The organism is Alphaproteobacteria bacterium (genome assembly GCA_041396705.1).
In the GTDB taxonomy this organism is placed as follows: Bacteria; Pseudomonadota; Alphaproteobacteria; order CALKHQ01; family CALKHQ01; genus CALKHQ01.
The window spans coordinates 309503-324329 of sequence record JAWKYB010000005.1 but is presented as its reverse complement, the minus strand read 5'-3'; the positions used below and the strand labels follow the sequence as shown (position 1 = coordinate 324329).

The 14827-nt window shown below is 67.5% G+C and carries 11 protein-coding genes and 1 tRNA gene; 1 reads left to right on the top strand and 11 read right to left on the bottom strand.

All coding sequences use genetic code 11. From position 1 onward, the window contains the following. Positions 1–67: 67 nt before the first annotated feature. Complete coding sequence (locus R3F55_09410; protein MEZ5667631.1) at positions 68–1462, top strand: M24 family metallopeptidase; 1395 nt, start codon at positions 68–70, stop codon at positions 1460–1462. A 159-nt stretch (positions 1463–1621) separates the two neighbouring features. Here R3F55_09410 and R3F55_09405 read toward each other — a convergent pair whose 3' ends face one another. The 11 genes from R3F55_09405 to R3F55_09355 all read right to left on the bottom strand — a co-directional run bounded on the left by R3F55_09405 (position 1622) and on the right by R3F55_09355 (position 14630). Next, positions 1622–2047 (bottom strand): terminase small subunit, encoded by a 426-nt coding sequence (locus R3F55_09405; protein MEZ5667630.1) that lies wholly within the window; start codon positions 2045–2047, stop codon positions 1622–1624. Positions 2048–2835: 788 nt separating this feature from the next. Next, positions 2836–3591 (bottom strand): thioredoxin family protein, encoded by a 756-nt coding sequence (locus R3F55_09400; GenBank protein ID MEZ5667629.1) that lies wholly within the window; start codon positions 3589–3591, stop codon positions 2836–2838. Between the two features lie 257 nt (positions 3592–3848). After that, a complete protein-coding gene (locus R3F55_09395) occupies positions 3849–4556 on the bottom strand; it encodes a hypothetical protein (protein ID MEZ5667628.1) in 708 nt (235 codons plus the stop codon). A gap of 112 nt (positions 4557–4668) precedes the next feature. After that, the gene (locus R3F55_09390) at positions 4669–8196 is read right to left on the bottom strand and encodes an ATP-binding protein (GenBank protein MEZ5667627.1); all 3528 of its coding nucleotides are present in this window, start codon (positions 8194–8196) and stop codon (positions 4669–4671) included. 120 nt (positions 8197–8316) lie between these two features. Next, positions 8317–8613, bottom strand: coding sequence for an HdeA/HdeB family chaperone (locus tag R3F55_09385; protein ID MEZ5667626.1), 297 nt, complete (start codon positions 8611–8613; stop codon positions 8317–8319). Between the two features lie 95 nt (positions 8614–8708). Next, the gene (locus R3F55_09380; protein MEZ5667625.1) at positions 8709–9461 is read right to left on the bottom strand and encodes a class I SAM-dependent methyltransferase; all 753 of its coding nucleotides are present in this window, start codon (positions 9459–9461) and stop codon (positions 8709–8711) included. Continuing rightward, positions 9458–9991, bottom strand: coding sequence for a hypothetical protein (locus R3F55_09375; protein MEZ5667624.1), 534 nt, complete (start codon positions 9989–9991; stop codon positions 9458–9460). The genes R3F55_09380 and R3F55_09375 overlap by 4 nt, the downstream gene beginning before the upstream one ends. Before the next feature lies 1 nt (position 9992). Further along, positions 9993–11585, bottom strand: a complete 1593-nt coding sequence (locus tag R3F55_09370) for a hypothetical protein (protein MEZ5667623.1) — start codon at positions 11583–11585, stop codon at positions 9993–9995. A gap of 491 nt (positions 11586–12076) precedes the next feature. After that, a tRNA-Ala gene (locus R3F55_09365) sits at positions 12077–12152 on the bottom strand. A 142-nt stretch (positions 12153–12294) separates the two neighbouring features. Beyond that, positions 12295–12870: a hypothetical protein gene (locus R3F55_09360; GenBank protein ID MEZ5667622.1), complete on the bottom strand. Its 576-nt coding sequence runs from the start codon at positions 12868–12870 to the stop codon at positions 12295–12297. 68 nt (positions 12871–12938) lie between these two features. Then, on the bottom strand, positions 12939–14630 hold the full coding sequence (locus R3F55_09355) for an adenylate/guanylate cyclase domain-containing protein (GenBank protein ID MEZ5667621.1): 1692 nt from the start codon (positions 14628–14630) through the stop codon (positions 12939–12941). Between the last annotated feature and the right edge of the window lie 197 nt (positions 14631–14827).

Genomic DNA, 14827 nt, shown 5'->3' with positions numbered 1-14827 from the left:
CGTTTCCGAGCTGCTGGCTGCGCTGCTATCATGTCCGCCAACGACCTAAATGCACGGGGAGGAAATCATGGCGCGCGACTTCAAGCTCGGTCCTGCGCAACCACCCGCGCTGACACCGCCAGAGGCGGCGCCACCGATCCGGCGCGAAACCTATGCCGCGCGGGTGGCGGCGACAAGGTCGCGGATGGCCGCCGCGGGCCTTGAAGCACTGGTGGTCTATGGCGACCGCGAGCACGCCGGCAACATCGCCTGGCTGACCGGCTACGACCCGCGATTCGAGGAGGCGCTGGCGGTCCTGCTGCCGACCGGCGACCCTGTGCTGATGGTCGGCAACGAGGGCGTGGCCTATGCCGCGATCAGCCCGCTCGCGCTCGATGTGAAGCTGTGCCAGAGCTTCAGCCTGATCGACCAGGACCGCAGCCTGGGCATATCGCTGGCCGACGTGCTGGCGGCGGCCGGGTTGAAGCCCGGCATGACGGTGGGCCTGGCCGGCTGGAAGACGTTCGCCGCCGGCGAAGCGCCCGATCCGGCGCGGGCCAGCGAGCTGCCGGCGTTCATCGTCGAGGCGGTGCGCGACATCGTCGGCGGTGCTGACCGCACGATCAATGCGACCGCGCTGTTCATGGCCGCCGATGGCGGGCTGCGCACCCGCTGCGAGCCCGACCAGATCGCCGCCTTCGAGTTCGCCGCATGCCGCGCTTCGCAGGGCGTACTGCGTGCCGTGCGGTCGGTGCAGCCGGGCAAGTCCGAGCACGCGCTGGCGGCCGAGCTGGGCTGGGTCGGCCAGCCGCTGAACTACCATCCGGTGGTGATCTCTGGGCCGCGCACGGCTTTGGGCCTTGCCAGCCCGAGCGGACGGCGCCTGGAGCGCGGCGACCCGGTGTTCATGACCATGGGCGGCTGGGGTGCCAACAGCGTGCGTGCCGGCTATGTGGCGTCCGGGCCGGCCGATCTGCCCGCCCATGACCGCGACTGGCTGGAAGCGGTGCTGATGCCGTACTACGGCGCCGTGGTGACCTGGTACGAGGGCCTGCGCATCGGCGCGGCCGGCGGCGATATCGTCGCCGCGGTCGAGCCGGAGCTGACCGGAGGGATCGAGCGGGCGGCGCTGAACCCCGGCCACCTGATCCATATCGACGAGTGGGTCTCGTCGCCGTTCGTCCGCGGCGGCAGGATCACGCTGAAGTCCGGCATGGCGCTGCAGATGGACATCATTCCGGTCACCCGCGACGGCCATTTCGGCGCCAATGCCGAGGACGGCGTGGTGCTGGCCGATGCGGCGCTGCGCGCCGCGCTGGCCCGCGACTGTCCGGACGTCTGGCAGCGGATGCAGGCGCGCCGTGCCTTCGCCGTCGAGACCCTGGGCATCGCGCTGGCCGAGGAGGTGCTGCCGCTCAGCGACATCCTCGGCTGGGTGCCGCCCTGGCTGATGGATCCGGAGCAGGTGCTGCTGCCGGCGTAAGACAACGGTCCGGGCCAGCACTGGCGCTGTGGCATGCGAGATGGTGGCCACGAAGGGAATGCCGATCGGCAGCATTCGGACCGGCCACGGGCATCGAACAGGTGTCAGCGTTGAGTCGACGGCGTCGCGACCGACACCGTGACGCACTGTGCGTGATGGCTACCGACCGATGGCGCGAATGCGGGCGCGCTGCTCCGGCGTCAGCCGCCGCATGCGATCGACGTAGAACTGCATGCGGTCGAGGAACTGGTCGCTGACGTCCAGATCGACTTCTGTGGCCACCGCACCGTCGGCGCCACTCTCGGGCGTAGTGCCCGACAGGCCGCACAGTTTCGCCATCGCCATTGTCGCGCCCACGGCAGCGGAGGGGCGGCCCAGCTTGATCGCCAGCTCGCGCGCCTCACGCAAGTCGGCAATCAGCTTCTCGACCGTCACCTCATGCTCCCGGGCCACCACGGTCCGCCTGCGTTCGATTTCCGCAAGAACGTCCGGCTTGGTCAGGTTCTCGTGCGTGATGCTGCGTGCCGACCGCTCGCTGTAGCCGGCACGGCGCGCCGCCTCGGCGCCATTGCCGGTCTCGATCATCGCGGCGATGGACCCGGACGCGACACATGCCGCCTTCGAAGAGGTTGTGGCCTCCGATCCCGGGACAAGGTCGCCAGGGCCGCGATCCGCTTGCGCAGGCCGGCGCCGGGGGCCATCTGGCGAAACTTGCGCATGTGCGGGCCCTTGACCGGCCTGGTGGCGGCCTGTGGCGCCGCGATACCTGTTCGCTCGTGAGCCATCAGGGCTCCAAATCGATGGCGTGTGGGGCGCATCGAGACGATGACCGGAGCGCCCGTGTCCGTTCAACCGATAAACTGCCAGCACGTCTTGCAGCCTTTGCCGTCGGCGACGGTGAACTGTGAATGCATCCAGCCGTCGGCGACTCTTGCGACTAAGAATTCAGGGCGCGTTGACCCATAGGCGGTGGACATCTGGCCGCTGACCAGAAGGTCGCCGTCATAAAGGGTTCAGCCAGCCGCGAGGCCAAGCTGCTGGCTGCCTGCGCCGGTCGTCGCCTTGCCCTGCATCTTCGCAGTGCCGTTCTAGATGCGAGAAAGTTCGAACTGCAGGTCCGTTGCGGGGCGCTGCTGCGAGACAAGAGGAATCGGCAATTGGCCCAGCAAGAGAACTGCGTCGACGAGCAGCCGGTTGCCGCCGCAGTTGCGACCTGCGTCACCAACCTTTCCGGGCGTGATGTCCGCAACGCGATGGCACTGCCCCTCAGAGAGCGCATGCCTTATCACCATCGACTGCATTCCAAGTCAGCCAAACAGGAGCCCTGCGATTCACCTTATGCAAGCCGTGTGACAAACGAACGTCGATCGGACCTAGTCGAGGCTGCAATAGGGATCGCCCGGCGCGCAGAAACGCGCCTGCCGCTCTGGCGCCGACGACGGCAGGTCGCGCTGGGCGCTCAGAAATTCACCTGTCGCACCTTCGACCGCAGCGATGAATGTTGCCTCGGCTGCGCGCCCCGCAGCGAGGGCGGCATCGAGAGCCGGTTGTACCGGGCCGAGCAACCTGTCGCGTTCCGCCGCTTGCCGCCGGTCGAATTCCTGCTTGGAGATGGCGTTGCCGTTCAGCTGTGCACGAAGGCCGTCAGTGACTTCGTTGTAGGCGGTTAGCGCCCGCGACAGCTCGACCTGCGCGGGATCGTCCGAGGGCGAGGTCGGTGCCTCTCTGGCTGCTTCGGCTCGCGCCACCGCAGCCGCGAAGGCAGACTCGCCATTCGACCCATGGTCTGTTGCCAGTCCGTCAAGAAGCGCACAGACACGGGTGCGCAGGTCGGCGTATCGCGGCAGACCCGTCATCCGGTCGGAAAGCCTACCTTGTCTGAGCAGCAGCAGTGTGGGCAGGCCTTCGACGTCCCATTCGCGGACCAGCTCGCGCGACCGGTCGGCGTCGATCTCGACGACGGTCATGTGATCGCGGAACTCCGCCGCAAGTTTGGCCAGAATCGGCCGAAGCATCCGGCATGGCGCACACCAAGCTGCGCCGACCTCGACCAGCAGCGGATTCTCCGCCTCAGTCAGATATTGCTGCGCGTCGACGCCGAACAGCGTTGCGATATCGCTTGCGCTCATCAGTCCCGTCCCCCTCTGCATGTCGAAAGCGGCTCGGCTGCAACCTTTGGCAAGTCGCTACGGAACGTCGATCGCAGTATAGGCTTGCGCTTCGGTAGACCTTGCTCTTTTGGCCTTTTCGCAATCGTGACAACTCTCTCGTGACCCTGAGCAGGCGGATCCGGATTGCCGCCATGCGACCGCCGCGTGTGGCGTTGTGCGACTCAGTCCCGGTGCCCGGCGCGTCTTCGAGAAGACGCGCCGGGATGCGCCCGGTTTCAATGCCCGTACAGGGCCTCTACGTAGTACTCGTAGTTCTGCGCATTCTCCAACGCGTAGCCGGGGTGAAGTCGGCCGAGCATCAGAACTTCGTCCTCGCGGTAGCGCTCTGTGAGACCGGCCTCGCAGTTGGCCCCAAGACCCGGTGCCAAGTGAGCAACCTCATGGATGATCGTACCCATGCGCGAATCGATGCCGACATAGGCCGCCGCATCGAAGAACGACTTGCCGAGATGAAGTTCCGCGGCCTTCGCCGTACCGCAATCCTCGAGCGGGACCCAGCCGAACATCCTCGGTTCCGAAGAATGGCAGTGGACAGCGATCGGGCTGGCTTTTCCGTCCAGCCGAGCGGCGATGTGGCCGAAGCCGTCGGCGATTGTCGCCAGGGGCGTCGAGCGTCCGAAGTACATCTGCGCGGCCCTTTCCACAGTCGGCGCAGGCAGCCGGGCAAGCAGGTCCGCGCGGGCCAGAGCGAGTGCGTGATCGGCATCCGTGACAGCCGTCTGGACAGCGATCTGCTCCGCCGCCGAGCAACCATGGAATGTGATCTGGACGAGATCGTCGGCAGCGTGGGCCGGGTTCGCTTGGGCCAGAGCAACCCACAGCGCGCCCGCCGCGAGCACAAGCCTTGCAGTGACGCGCCGTTCCTGGGCCGGTTCTGCTATTGCGCATTCCGATGTATGCCCTTCCATGTGAAGCGTCTCCATGCAGCATCCGTTCGAGCATTGCCGGCAGATGCCGGCAATGCTGCTATGGGCGGCCTAGGTCGGTTTTTTCGCCGGCTTGCTTGATTGGCATGCGGGCCCTCGAAATGGCGGCTTATTGGGCTCGGCCAGATCGATCCTCGGCGACGAGATGAAGCATCCAAGGCACCACATGTCGCAACAACGCGGTCAGGCTGTGCGCCTCGGCTGCGGCTCGTAGCGCCGAGACGACCTCGTCGCGGAAATGCGGCGACGTGCGCAGCAGATGGATGAAGAAGGCATCGATCCAGGTCGGGAAATCAGCCGCGGCCAAGGTCGGAGCCGTCGCCTTCACCCGATCGGCAAGCCAACTGGGCGCGTACCGGTGCAGAAATGCATCGACGCGCGCTTCGTCATTGAATCGGATGTTCGCCAGCGTTTCGCACAACGTGTCGTGCAGGCGCAGGTCGCTGTCCTCGATTTGCTTGCGCAGTGCGTCCAGTGCCAATGCGTGATACCGGTACGCGAAGCTGAGTATGCCGCAGGCGCGGATCACCCGCGCAGCATAATCGACGTCGTCGCGTTCCAGCGCCTCGGCGAGCCTTTTCGGGAGAAATTGCGCACCGTCGCTTCGCCGATGTCGATGCAGTACGATCTCTGGCCAGGTCATGTGCGGTACCATGACATAGGTGCCGGTCTCGGTCGCGAAAGTGGCTGCGTGCTCCGAGATGATCTCGGCAGCCATCGCAAGATAGTCGTCAGCCAGGTCGACACGAGCGACCGGGAGGTCCTTCAGGACGTGGAAGCCGGCATAGAGTACCGATTGCCGGAACCAAGGACACCCCCGCTCGTGCAGGTGCCTGAGCGTGGCCAGCCCTGCGACCGGATCGCGGTCGCCAAGCAGGACGAGGGCGCGCTCGGCGGCCAACATCAAATGGATGTCGAATGGTGCGCCTCGATCCGAAAGCGCCGCGATGACGGATTCAGGACCGCGCTTGGGCTCGGACAGGCAGTCAATGACCGCAAGTGTCGCCCTGCGGGTCGCCGGTGGCCGCGCAAAGGTGACGGAGAGTTCGGCCAGATTGAGGGGCTGGTAGGCGGGCTGTCGCGCCATCACGAGCCGGAGGATCGAGGTGAGCACGCCGATAACCCGTCGCCGACCACCGAGGCGCGCGATCGGCGACCGCGCGACCGTGCCCGCAAATCTTCGCCACAGCTCCTGGAGCTGCTGCATCGCCTCGTCGTCATCGAAATGCCAGCCAAGTATGGCGAATGAGACGCCGCCGACGACTTCGAAGATGTTGGTCCGTGGCAGTCCGAAACGGTCGCTCATCTGTCTTATGAGCGCGTCGAGTATCGTCCATCCGGCGTCATGTTGGTGCTGCCACAACCGGTACAGCGGTGCGACCAAGGTAGCCCTGACCGGTCCGGAGTCGTGTGCCGCGGCGCGCAAGATGATCTTGTCCAGGCCGTGGGCGCAGGCCAAGGTCACGGCAACGCGCCAACCGTTAAGGTCAGCGGCGGTAACCGCCCGGTGCCTTGCGCCGGCGGCTCTGGCGATATCGGATGCAATCCGTTCGGCTCGGTCCTTGCGCAGGTTCGCGGCGAGCAGCCCGGACAAGACCCCGTCGCGGCGTGCGGCGTCGCCAGACCCTGCAAGCGTCACGACTTCTTCGTCGCGACCGACTGAAAGCAGCACGGCGCATAGGTTGCGATAGTCGTCGCGCAGCGCGGCCGTGCTGGCGCCGCGCCCTGCCTTGGCGGCCGCGAACTCGTCCGAAGACATCAAGGACGCAAGCTCTTCGACCGCGCCCGCTTCGCGGAGGTGGCTGGTGAAGTGGATCAGCGGATAGACGTCGTGCACGCTGCGCCATTGCCGGCAATAGGCGACAAGGCGCGACAGGCCGACACGGGTGTCGATCCAATACGCGTTGCTGCGCCGGTCCTCGGCCGTCAGCCAATCGACAAGAGACTGGTGATAGACGACGAGCTTGTTGCCGACTTGGCGGACATAGCCGGTCAGGGCATCGATCGTGTTGGCTGCGAGCACGTCGCCATTGGCGGCGGCGACCGCGGCCAGTTGCGCGAACGATAGAGGCTCGCGCGCCGCGATCAGTGTGGTCAGCACATTTCGCACCGGCCAGTAGGCCTGCTCAGTGGGCCACATTCGTGCGAACGACTGCTGGTATGCACCCGCGAGGCCCAGCGGCAGATTGCCGGCATCCCCCAATTCGTCTCCCGACCGCGCCATGTCGATGAGCTGGCGTGCGCACAGCATGTTGCCATCGCAGCGAGCCACGACGCGTTCCTCGATCTGTCGTGCCGCAATTCGCTCGTCAGCGTCCAAGCGACTGACCCGCTCTCGGACATAGCGGCGAATGTCGGCGACGTTGCGATCGTCCTCGCGGCCGATGTCTATCCGCCTGGCCTGGGCGTAAGCGCTCAGGATGCGGGGCAGCGGGCGCCCGGTAACGATCAGCTTCAGCCAGGGCGGGAATCGTTCCAGGCGTCTCGCCAGCATGTCTGCGATCGAGATTTGGCCCTCGGTCACCGCCAGCGCTTCATCGAGTCCATCGACCACGATGGCGTGCGGCTCGGCGGGCGGCGGAACATGGCTCAGCGGAGCAAGGCTCCCAAAATCCAGGGCGCTGAGCGGATCGGCGGTGATGGCGGCGGGATCGAGGAACGCCCTGGGCCTGGGTTGGTGCAGCGCTTCGTCGATCTCGTCGCGCCAGCTACCGAGCATGTCGGCGAGCGTGCGCACGAAATGCGCGGCGTCGAGACTGGCCGGCGAATCGGCCTGGCAGCAGAAATAGGCGGCAACGCGGCTGTCCGGGCCCGGCGTGCCGTCGTTGGCGGCGTCGACCAGCCGGACGGCGAAGGCGGATTTGCCCGCACCCGGGTCGCCGGTGATCAGCAAGGCACTGTCATCGCTCTCCAGCCATGCCTGCACCATGTCGAGCAGCCACTGTCGGCCGACGAAACCGCGCAGCTTTTCCTTCATGAACGGGCTGAAGTCGATGCCTTGCGGTAGCGCAAGGCGCTTTCGCCCGGCCTTGCCACGCGCGCCCTTGCGATCGGCCGTGGCCAGCGGCACGAGCCCGAGCACCGTCGTCATATCGTCGACGATTCGGACGGCATGCAACGGCAGGTCCTCGGCACCCGCTGCGCGCAGGGCGTCAGGGTCGATTTGCGCAGCGTCGTCGGCCGGCATGAACAGGCTGACCGCAACACCACGGTCGCGCAGGTCCTCGATCAGAGCGGTCGAACGGCTCAGCTTTTCGGGGATCTGGCCGACAGGTCCTACCGAAAGATCTCGGGTGACCGAGCCGGTCAGCCAGATGGCGTGCTCGGCGTCTGGTTCGGTTCGCGTCGCCAGACGACCGGCTGCATACAAACAGTGCGCCGCGACGATGCCCAGTTTCCAGCTATCGCCGACCTCGATCCGGTCGGAGACGTCCATGCGCCACGCGGGATGTCCGAAATGGCGCTCGATGATGCCGGTCGGCTCACGGACGAAGCGATGGTAGGATGGGCTGATCGGCAGATCCTGCTCCGAACCTCCCAGGCAGACGGCCGAGTGGACCGCGGGGTCCTCCTCGGTCAGGCCGAGTACCTCGCTTGGTCCCGCCGTGGTGGCAACGAATACCCGAATCCGATCCAATGTTGTGTTGTCCGCTAAGCTGTGAGCCGATCCGTTGATCGAGCTTAGCGGCAGGCGGACGGCTGCTCCAAGGTGTCGGTCCGACCCGTCGATACGGGTCGGACCGTCAAATCGCCGCCGCTAGAAACCAAAGAACTGCAGAATGCGGACGTCCGGGTTCCCGGGACAGACCTCTCGCAGCTGAAAAATGTTATCCAGCAGGGTCGCGGTGTCGACCACGAGGTCGGAGGTCTCACGGCTCAGGTAGCCGTCGATCCAGTAGGCGACGGCCACCTGGTCCTCCCCATCGGCAGCCATGAACATCGCGCAGGTGTAGGTGGCCATGTTCGTGGCCTGCGCCAGCGCAGGCTGTGCAACGGCCGATCCCAACAGCAAGGCGAATGCGAGACGGATCGTCGTGGCAGCATTGCGGGTCATGTCGGTCTCCATGCATCAGGGCGGTACTGTCGGCTGCGGGTTGCGGCCTCCGCCCCGACAAGGCTATGGACGGACCTGACGCGCTTTTCCCGGCCTCACTCCGACACAGGCAGCGCGGTGCAGACAAAGGCGTGATGCGGCACCGATCGCAGCGACGCGGGCGGAAAAACGCGCGTGAAAGGGATCGCGGCGCGGATTGCGAAGCCGCTCAGTTCCAGACGTGTGCGCCACTCGTCAGGCCGAAGATAGCAGTGCACTGCGTTCCTGCCTTCGAAATTCAGCCTGCGGTCGGCGGCCTCGATGTGTTGCCGGTCCGCGTCCGATCCCGGCGTATCCTCGAGCAGGATGAGGGTGCCGCCAGGTTGTAGTACACGCGCTGCCTCGAACAGCACGGCCTTCTGGTCCGTCGAGCTCAGATGATGCAATACGAACGCGACGAGGGCCGTGGACATGGTGCCATCGGCCACCGGCAGTGCACGCCCGTCGCCTCTGCAGAATCGTGCTCGGCCCGGCGCATTGTGTCGCAGTCGCGATGCGACCGCCGGCGCTACGCCCCAGTTCGGGTCCAGGCCCAGGCAGACGACGCTGGGCCGGTGCGCTGCGATGCGTTCGACCATGTGGCCCAATCCTGCGCCGATATCGACACAGGTTCCCTCCGGGGCCACGTGAGCGAGCAGCCCGGTCTTTTCGCAGATGTCGCACGCGCGCCGCCGGAGGATCGCATCGATCAGTGCACTGCGGGCCGCTGCCTCGACAAACCTACGCCTCGTGGTCGCGAGGCGGCCCGCGGCGGCGCCTGTCCTGTCGCCGTTCTTGCGGCTGCGCGATGGCAACGCGGCGTCGGTCACAACAGGAAGAGCTCCGTGGCGGCATCCGATATGGCTTGCGCCAGGCGGGAATCGACCCCGATGCGGAACTGCACCTGGCCGTCCGTCATCGCCGGCAAGGCATGGCGCACGGTTCCGGCATAGAGAGCCCTCGGTGGCGCAACATCCTCGCGTTCGAAGCGGATCACCACCCAACGCTGATCCGGCGCGTTGCGGACCTCCAACAGATTGAGTCTCCAGCCATTGCCGAATCGCTGCGTCAGCGGCTTGGTATCGGCGGCCGCGGCGGCCACCGGCGCGGCATACGGCGCCAAATTCCGCACCAGAGCATCGCACGTTGCCGCCAGCTTGGGATCGCGTTGCAGCGCGGCGTCGATCGCGGGATCCTGCACCGGGCGTCCCTCCGCGACATAGGCATGCAGGCGCGAAAACCCGATGTGACCTGTTCCGATCTGCCCGGTTTCGTTGAGTGCGCGCATCAGTTCGGCAGCAGTGAACAGGTGCTCGACAAACGCACGCTCGTCCGGGGACATCTCGGCGTAGGATGTCATGTCAGGCTTCTCCATAGAGCTGCTCGAACTGATCGTAGAAAACGGCGCGATCGTCCGCGAAGAGCCGCTCCAGTTCCTGATCGGCCTTCGCCTCGAGCTGACGTGTGAAACGGGCCAGCAGCGCGCGCAACTGGCGGAGCACCGGAGGCGCTGCCTGGAATGCGTCGATCACGGCAGCATCGGCCAGGTCGTCTCCTCCGAAGCCCTTGCGGGCAATCTTGCCGAAGGCCAGACTGGCCGTGGCGGCGACCTGCGCAAACCGCGATCCGAGCGCGGCAGGCTCGAACCTGAGCAGGTGCAGGAAGCGCTGTGCCGGCGAGATCTGGCGCAGTTGCACAACGTTTTCGGTGCCGGAGTCCGGCTCGGACGGCGGCAGCGCCCCACTCAGATCGAGGTCCGGCTGCAACGCGTGCAGAAGATCGATCACGGCCGGTGATTCCTTCTCTATCAGCACGTGAAGGCTGGCCCAGAGCACCCGATCGAACTGCTCGTGCAGGCGGCGGAGCTCGGCCACCCGTGTCACATAGGTCCCGTCCGGGTCCTGGCGCCAGCTGTAACCGCGGCGCAGGGCCTGGGTGATGCGCGCCTGCGCGCCGCCGAAAACATCATATCGCAGGGCTGTGCGGATAAGGCCGGGGCCGTGGCGACCGTAAAGGACCACGACGTCGAGTTGGCCAAGTTCGCGCTGGTTGCAGAACTTCACGCTGGCGAGCGGGGCGCTCGTCAGGGCGGATATCAGATCGCTTTCCTCGCCAAGCTCGGCCAACGCCGCTGCGACGGCGCCGGGGTCGACTTCACCGGCCTCTCGATCCGTGCCGATCGGCCTCGCCTGGTCGAGCTGCGCACGGTTCTGTGCGGCGGTCAGTGCGTCACGCAGGTGGATGAACCCCGTCGCGGTGCCGCGGAAGGTGCGTACTCCTTCGAGTTCGTCGGTGCCCGACTTTGCAATCCAGAACGACAGAATGGCGCCATCGTCGATGCTCGCGGCGTCGCCGCGACCGCGGGCGGCGAGGTGCTCAAGCATGGCGCTCATCTTGCGCTGGATGTGACCGGTCTCAAGCCGGCCCTGCAGATAGCCGTGCAGGGCGCGGGACAGCGTATTCGCGACGTCGGACGCATCGCGCTGCCGCAGGGTGCCCACTGCGACCGGTTGCACCGCCGCATCGAACGTCGGATACCCGATGGTGGACATCAGGAACTCGGCCAAGGCGACCAGAAGCGGCATGCGGGTGTAGTGAACGGCAAAGGGCTCACCGTCGGTGGCGATCGCGACCCGGTCGGTTCCGAGCGTTAGGCCGCTGCCCGCCAGCTGGCCCCGTTCACGAAGCCGGGACAGATAGGCGCGAAACACACCCCCAATGGCGGGCTGATCGTTCCAGAAAAACGCCTCATAGCGACCGGTGGGGCGGCGGCATGCAGCGGCAATTGCCACCAGATACGCGAGTTCGAGCATCGGCTTGCCGAACGCGCGACTGAGGACCATGCGTTCCAGAGCTTTGGCCGTTTGCGGAAGGAACCTGGGGCCTCTCAGTGATGTTGCCTCCTGGACCGCTCGCAACGCAGCGACGAGATCTACATCGAGTTCCGGCGCCACTCTCATGGTCCTGCACTCTCTCCTCCGATGGTCACCATCGCTATGGTCGGTCCAGAGAGAGTTTTCGCGGCTGTCCATCCCAACGCAAACCGTATTCGATGGCGAAGCAACGAGTAGTCCGCCGTCGGACATGACGAACGGGTATGTGTCCGCCATTCTGCACCATATTCCGAGGTCTTGGCCGCTCGGAGATCGAAACCCAAGTGCGGGCAAAGGCGGCGGACACTGTTGGTGAATTGGCTTACCGATGCCGATGGGCCTGTGAATGCGAAGCTATCGTCTCTTCGCAAATGGTGATGCGAACGCACGGGCGCACGGCATCATCAATTGTCCAGCTCTGCGCCCTTCCGACCGACATGCGCGTGGGTTGAAGAACCGCCTCGCAGGCAAAGCATAGGGGTCAGTGACCCTGAGACTCGACCGCTCGATTGCAATCTGATTGCTGGCCGAGGCGTCCGCGCACGCCCAGCTATCTAACCCATTGATTCGCTTGGTGGAGCCGAGGGGAGTCGAACCCCTGACCTCTACAATGCCATTGTAGCGCTCTCCCAACTGAGCTACGGCCCCGTGCGCGACGGACCGGCGGGCGGTCCGCTTGGAAGAGAGCCGGTGACATAGCGGGCCGGCCGGCGCATTGGCAAGCAAAAAGAAAGCGCCGCCGGCGTGCCCGGCAGGCTCCGCGCCGCGGCCCCGGCTGGGGTCGCCCGGATCAGGCGGGCGGCGGCGGGTCGGCGCTCGCTTCCAGCCAGCGCGGCTTGAACAGCAGCACGCGCACGGCCGGCGGCATGTTCGGGTTGAACAGCGCGTTGTGCCAGTAGGTAGCCTGGAAGGCGGGGTGCTCGCGGCTGGCCTCGGTCACGGCGCAGGGGATGCAGAAGCGCTGCCGGAACTGCTCGAAGACCAGCACGCAGCGGCCCTCGCGCAGCAGCGCCAGCGCGAGGGCGGACTCCGTGCCGAACAGCGCGCACAGCACGTCGGCAAAGGCACGGGCCTGCTGGTAGTAGTCGCCGCACAGATATTCCAGCGCCTTGCCGTAGCGCTCGGCCGGGTCGTGGGTGCGCGTCGCCATGTGGCGGAAGCGGGCGGTGTCGTCCTGCGGCTCGCGCTTCAGCATCAGGGTGGTGACGGCGTCGGCCAGTGCCGCCCCGTCGTCGTCGGTCACCGCCGGGCGGGCGCCGGCCGGCGGGCGGCCGCCTTCGGACCGCATGGCGTGCTGGCGGATGCGACATTGCCAGCCGACGAACATGTCGCGCAGGCGGAAGACGGCGGCATCGGGACTGGACATGGCAGCGCCGGGTGTGCCCACGGCGCACCGCGGCTGTCAAGAATCGGCCTCGGCGGCCGGAGCGGCGCTCAGACCAGCCGGACCAGATCGGTCTCCGCGTCCCTGCCGCGCAGCCGGTGGCGGCCGGCCGGCGCGCCGCGCGCGTCCGCCGGCAGCCGCGCGGCGGTCTCCGCGCTGGTCAGGGCGATGACGTCGGCGTTCGGGTCGATGGTCTTGCCCAGCTGCTCCAGCCGGGCGGCGACGTTGACCGCGTCGCCGATCACCGTATAGCTGGTCCGCGACCGCGCCCCGACATTGCCGACCATCACAGTGCCGCTGTGCAGCCCGATGCGCAGGCGCACGCCGGCGGCCCGCATCACCGGGTCGGCGCGGAAGGCGGCTGCCATCGCCCGGCAGGCCGCGGCGGCACGCGCGGCGTGGTCCGGCTGCGGCTGCGGCGCGCCCCAGAACGCCATCAGGCTGTCGCCGATGAACTTGTCGACCGTGCCGCCGCTGTCCTCGACGCAGGCGGTCAGCAGCTCGAAATGATGGTTCAGGAACGTCGCGATCTCGGCCGCCGCCATCTTCGACGCGGCGGCGGTGTAGCCGGCGATGTCGGTGAACAGCACCGTCACCTCGCGCGTGGTCGACTGGAAGGCGCCGATCGCGTCCGGCTTCAGCAGCCGCAGCACCAGGTCGCGCGGCACATCGCGGGCGAAGGCGCCGAGCCCGCCGATGGCGGCGTTGACGGCCTGGTTGGCGTCGTCGATCTCGCGCAGCCGCGACCGCGGCAGGCGCGGCGCGTCCTGTACCGCCAGCGTCTCCATCCGCTTGGCGACACCGGCCAGCCGGCGGATCGGCCGGCCGATCCGATGGCCGAGCAGGAAGGCGCCGGCCATCACCAGCACCAGCAGCAAGCCGGAGACGATCAGCGCCAGGTCGATCTCGTCGCCCGGCGCGCCCAGCGCATCGGCGCGATAGTGCACGCCGGCGATCAGCGGCGGCGTGCCGGCCGCCAGCGGGCGGAAGAACACCGCGTACATCGGGCCGTCGCGGCGGTCGAGGAAGGCGTGGTCCAGGCCGGGGATCGGCCGGCTGGCCGGCGACGGCCGCGCGATCAGCCCCGGCACCGGGTCGCCGCCGGGCGCATCCAGCGCAGTGCCGGGTGCCACCGCGGGGTCCGAATGGGCCAGGATCGCGCCCGCACCGTCGAGCAGGAAGGCGGCATAGCTCTCGTCGCCGGCGGCGGCTGCCAGTGCGGCGGACAGGCGGTCGAGGTCCAGCGGCACCGCGACGGCGCCGGCCGGTATGGGCCGCACGAACGGCAGGCCGAGCGGGCCGCCGGCCGGCATCCGCAGCGGCGCTGCCCAGCCTTCGGTCGGCGCGGCGGCCAGGCCGATGCCCGCGGTGACCGCGTCGTTACCGCGGTCGTAGGCCAGCGTCGCACCGTCGGCGCCGCGGTAGAGCGCGCCCGTCGCCACCGGCACCGCATCCAGCAGCGGGCGGGCCAGCGCGGCGAAGCGGTCGGCGTCCAGGGCATCGCCGTGGCGCCGGTCTTCCGCCACCGCCGCCGCGAGCGCGGCGGCGAGGTCGGCGGCGCGCTGCATCTCGCCCGCGACCAGCGCCAGCACGCGGTCGCGGGTCAGCCGGCCCTTGTCGGCGATCAACATGCGGGCGCTGTCGCCGGCGACCGCGCTGAGATAGGCGATGGTACCGCCGGTGGCGACGGCCAGCGCCGTGCCGATGACGACGGCGAGGACCAGGCCGATGGGCAGCCTCATCGGACGGATCCGGTCGGCCGGTGCGGCGGCGGGAGGGCCGGTGCGGCGCGGGGGTGTGCCATGGCGTCGGACTGCTGACCGGACTCTTGCGTTGCTGCGCAGTCTGGCCCAGGGCCGGCCGCGATCCAAGCCCGCTGCGCCGCGGCGGCGGGTGCGATCACCTTTGCTTGTGTGCCGCGCGGCGGCGCTTGCGTCCG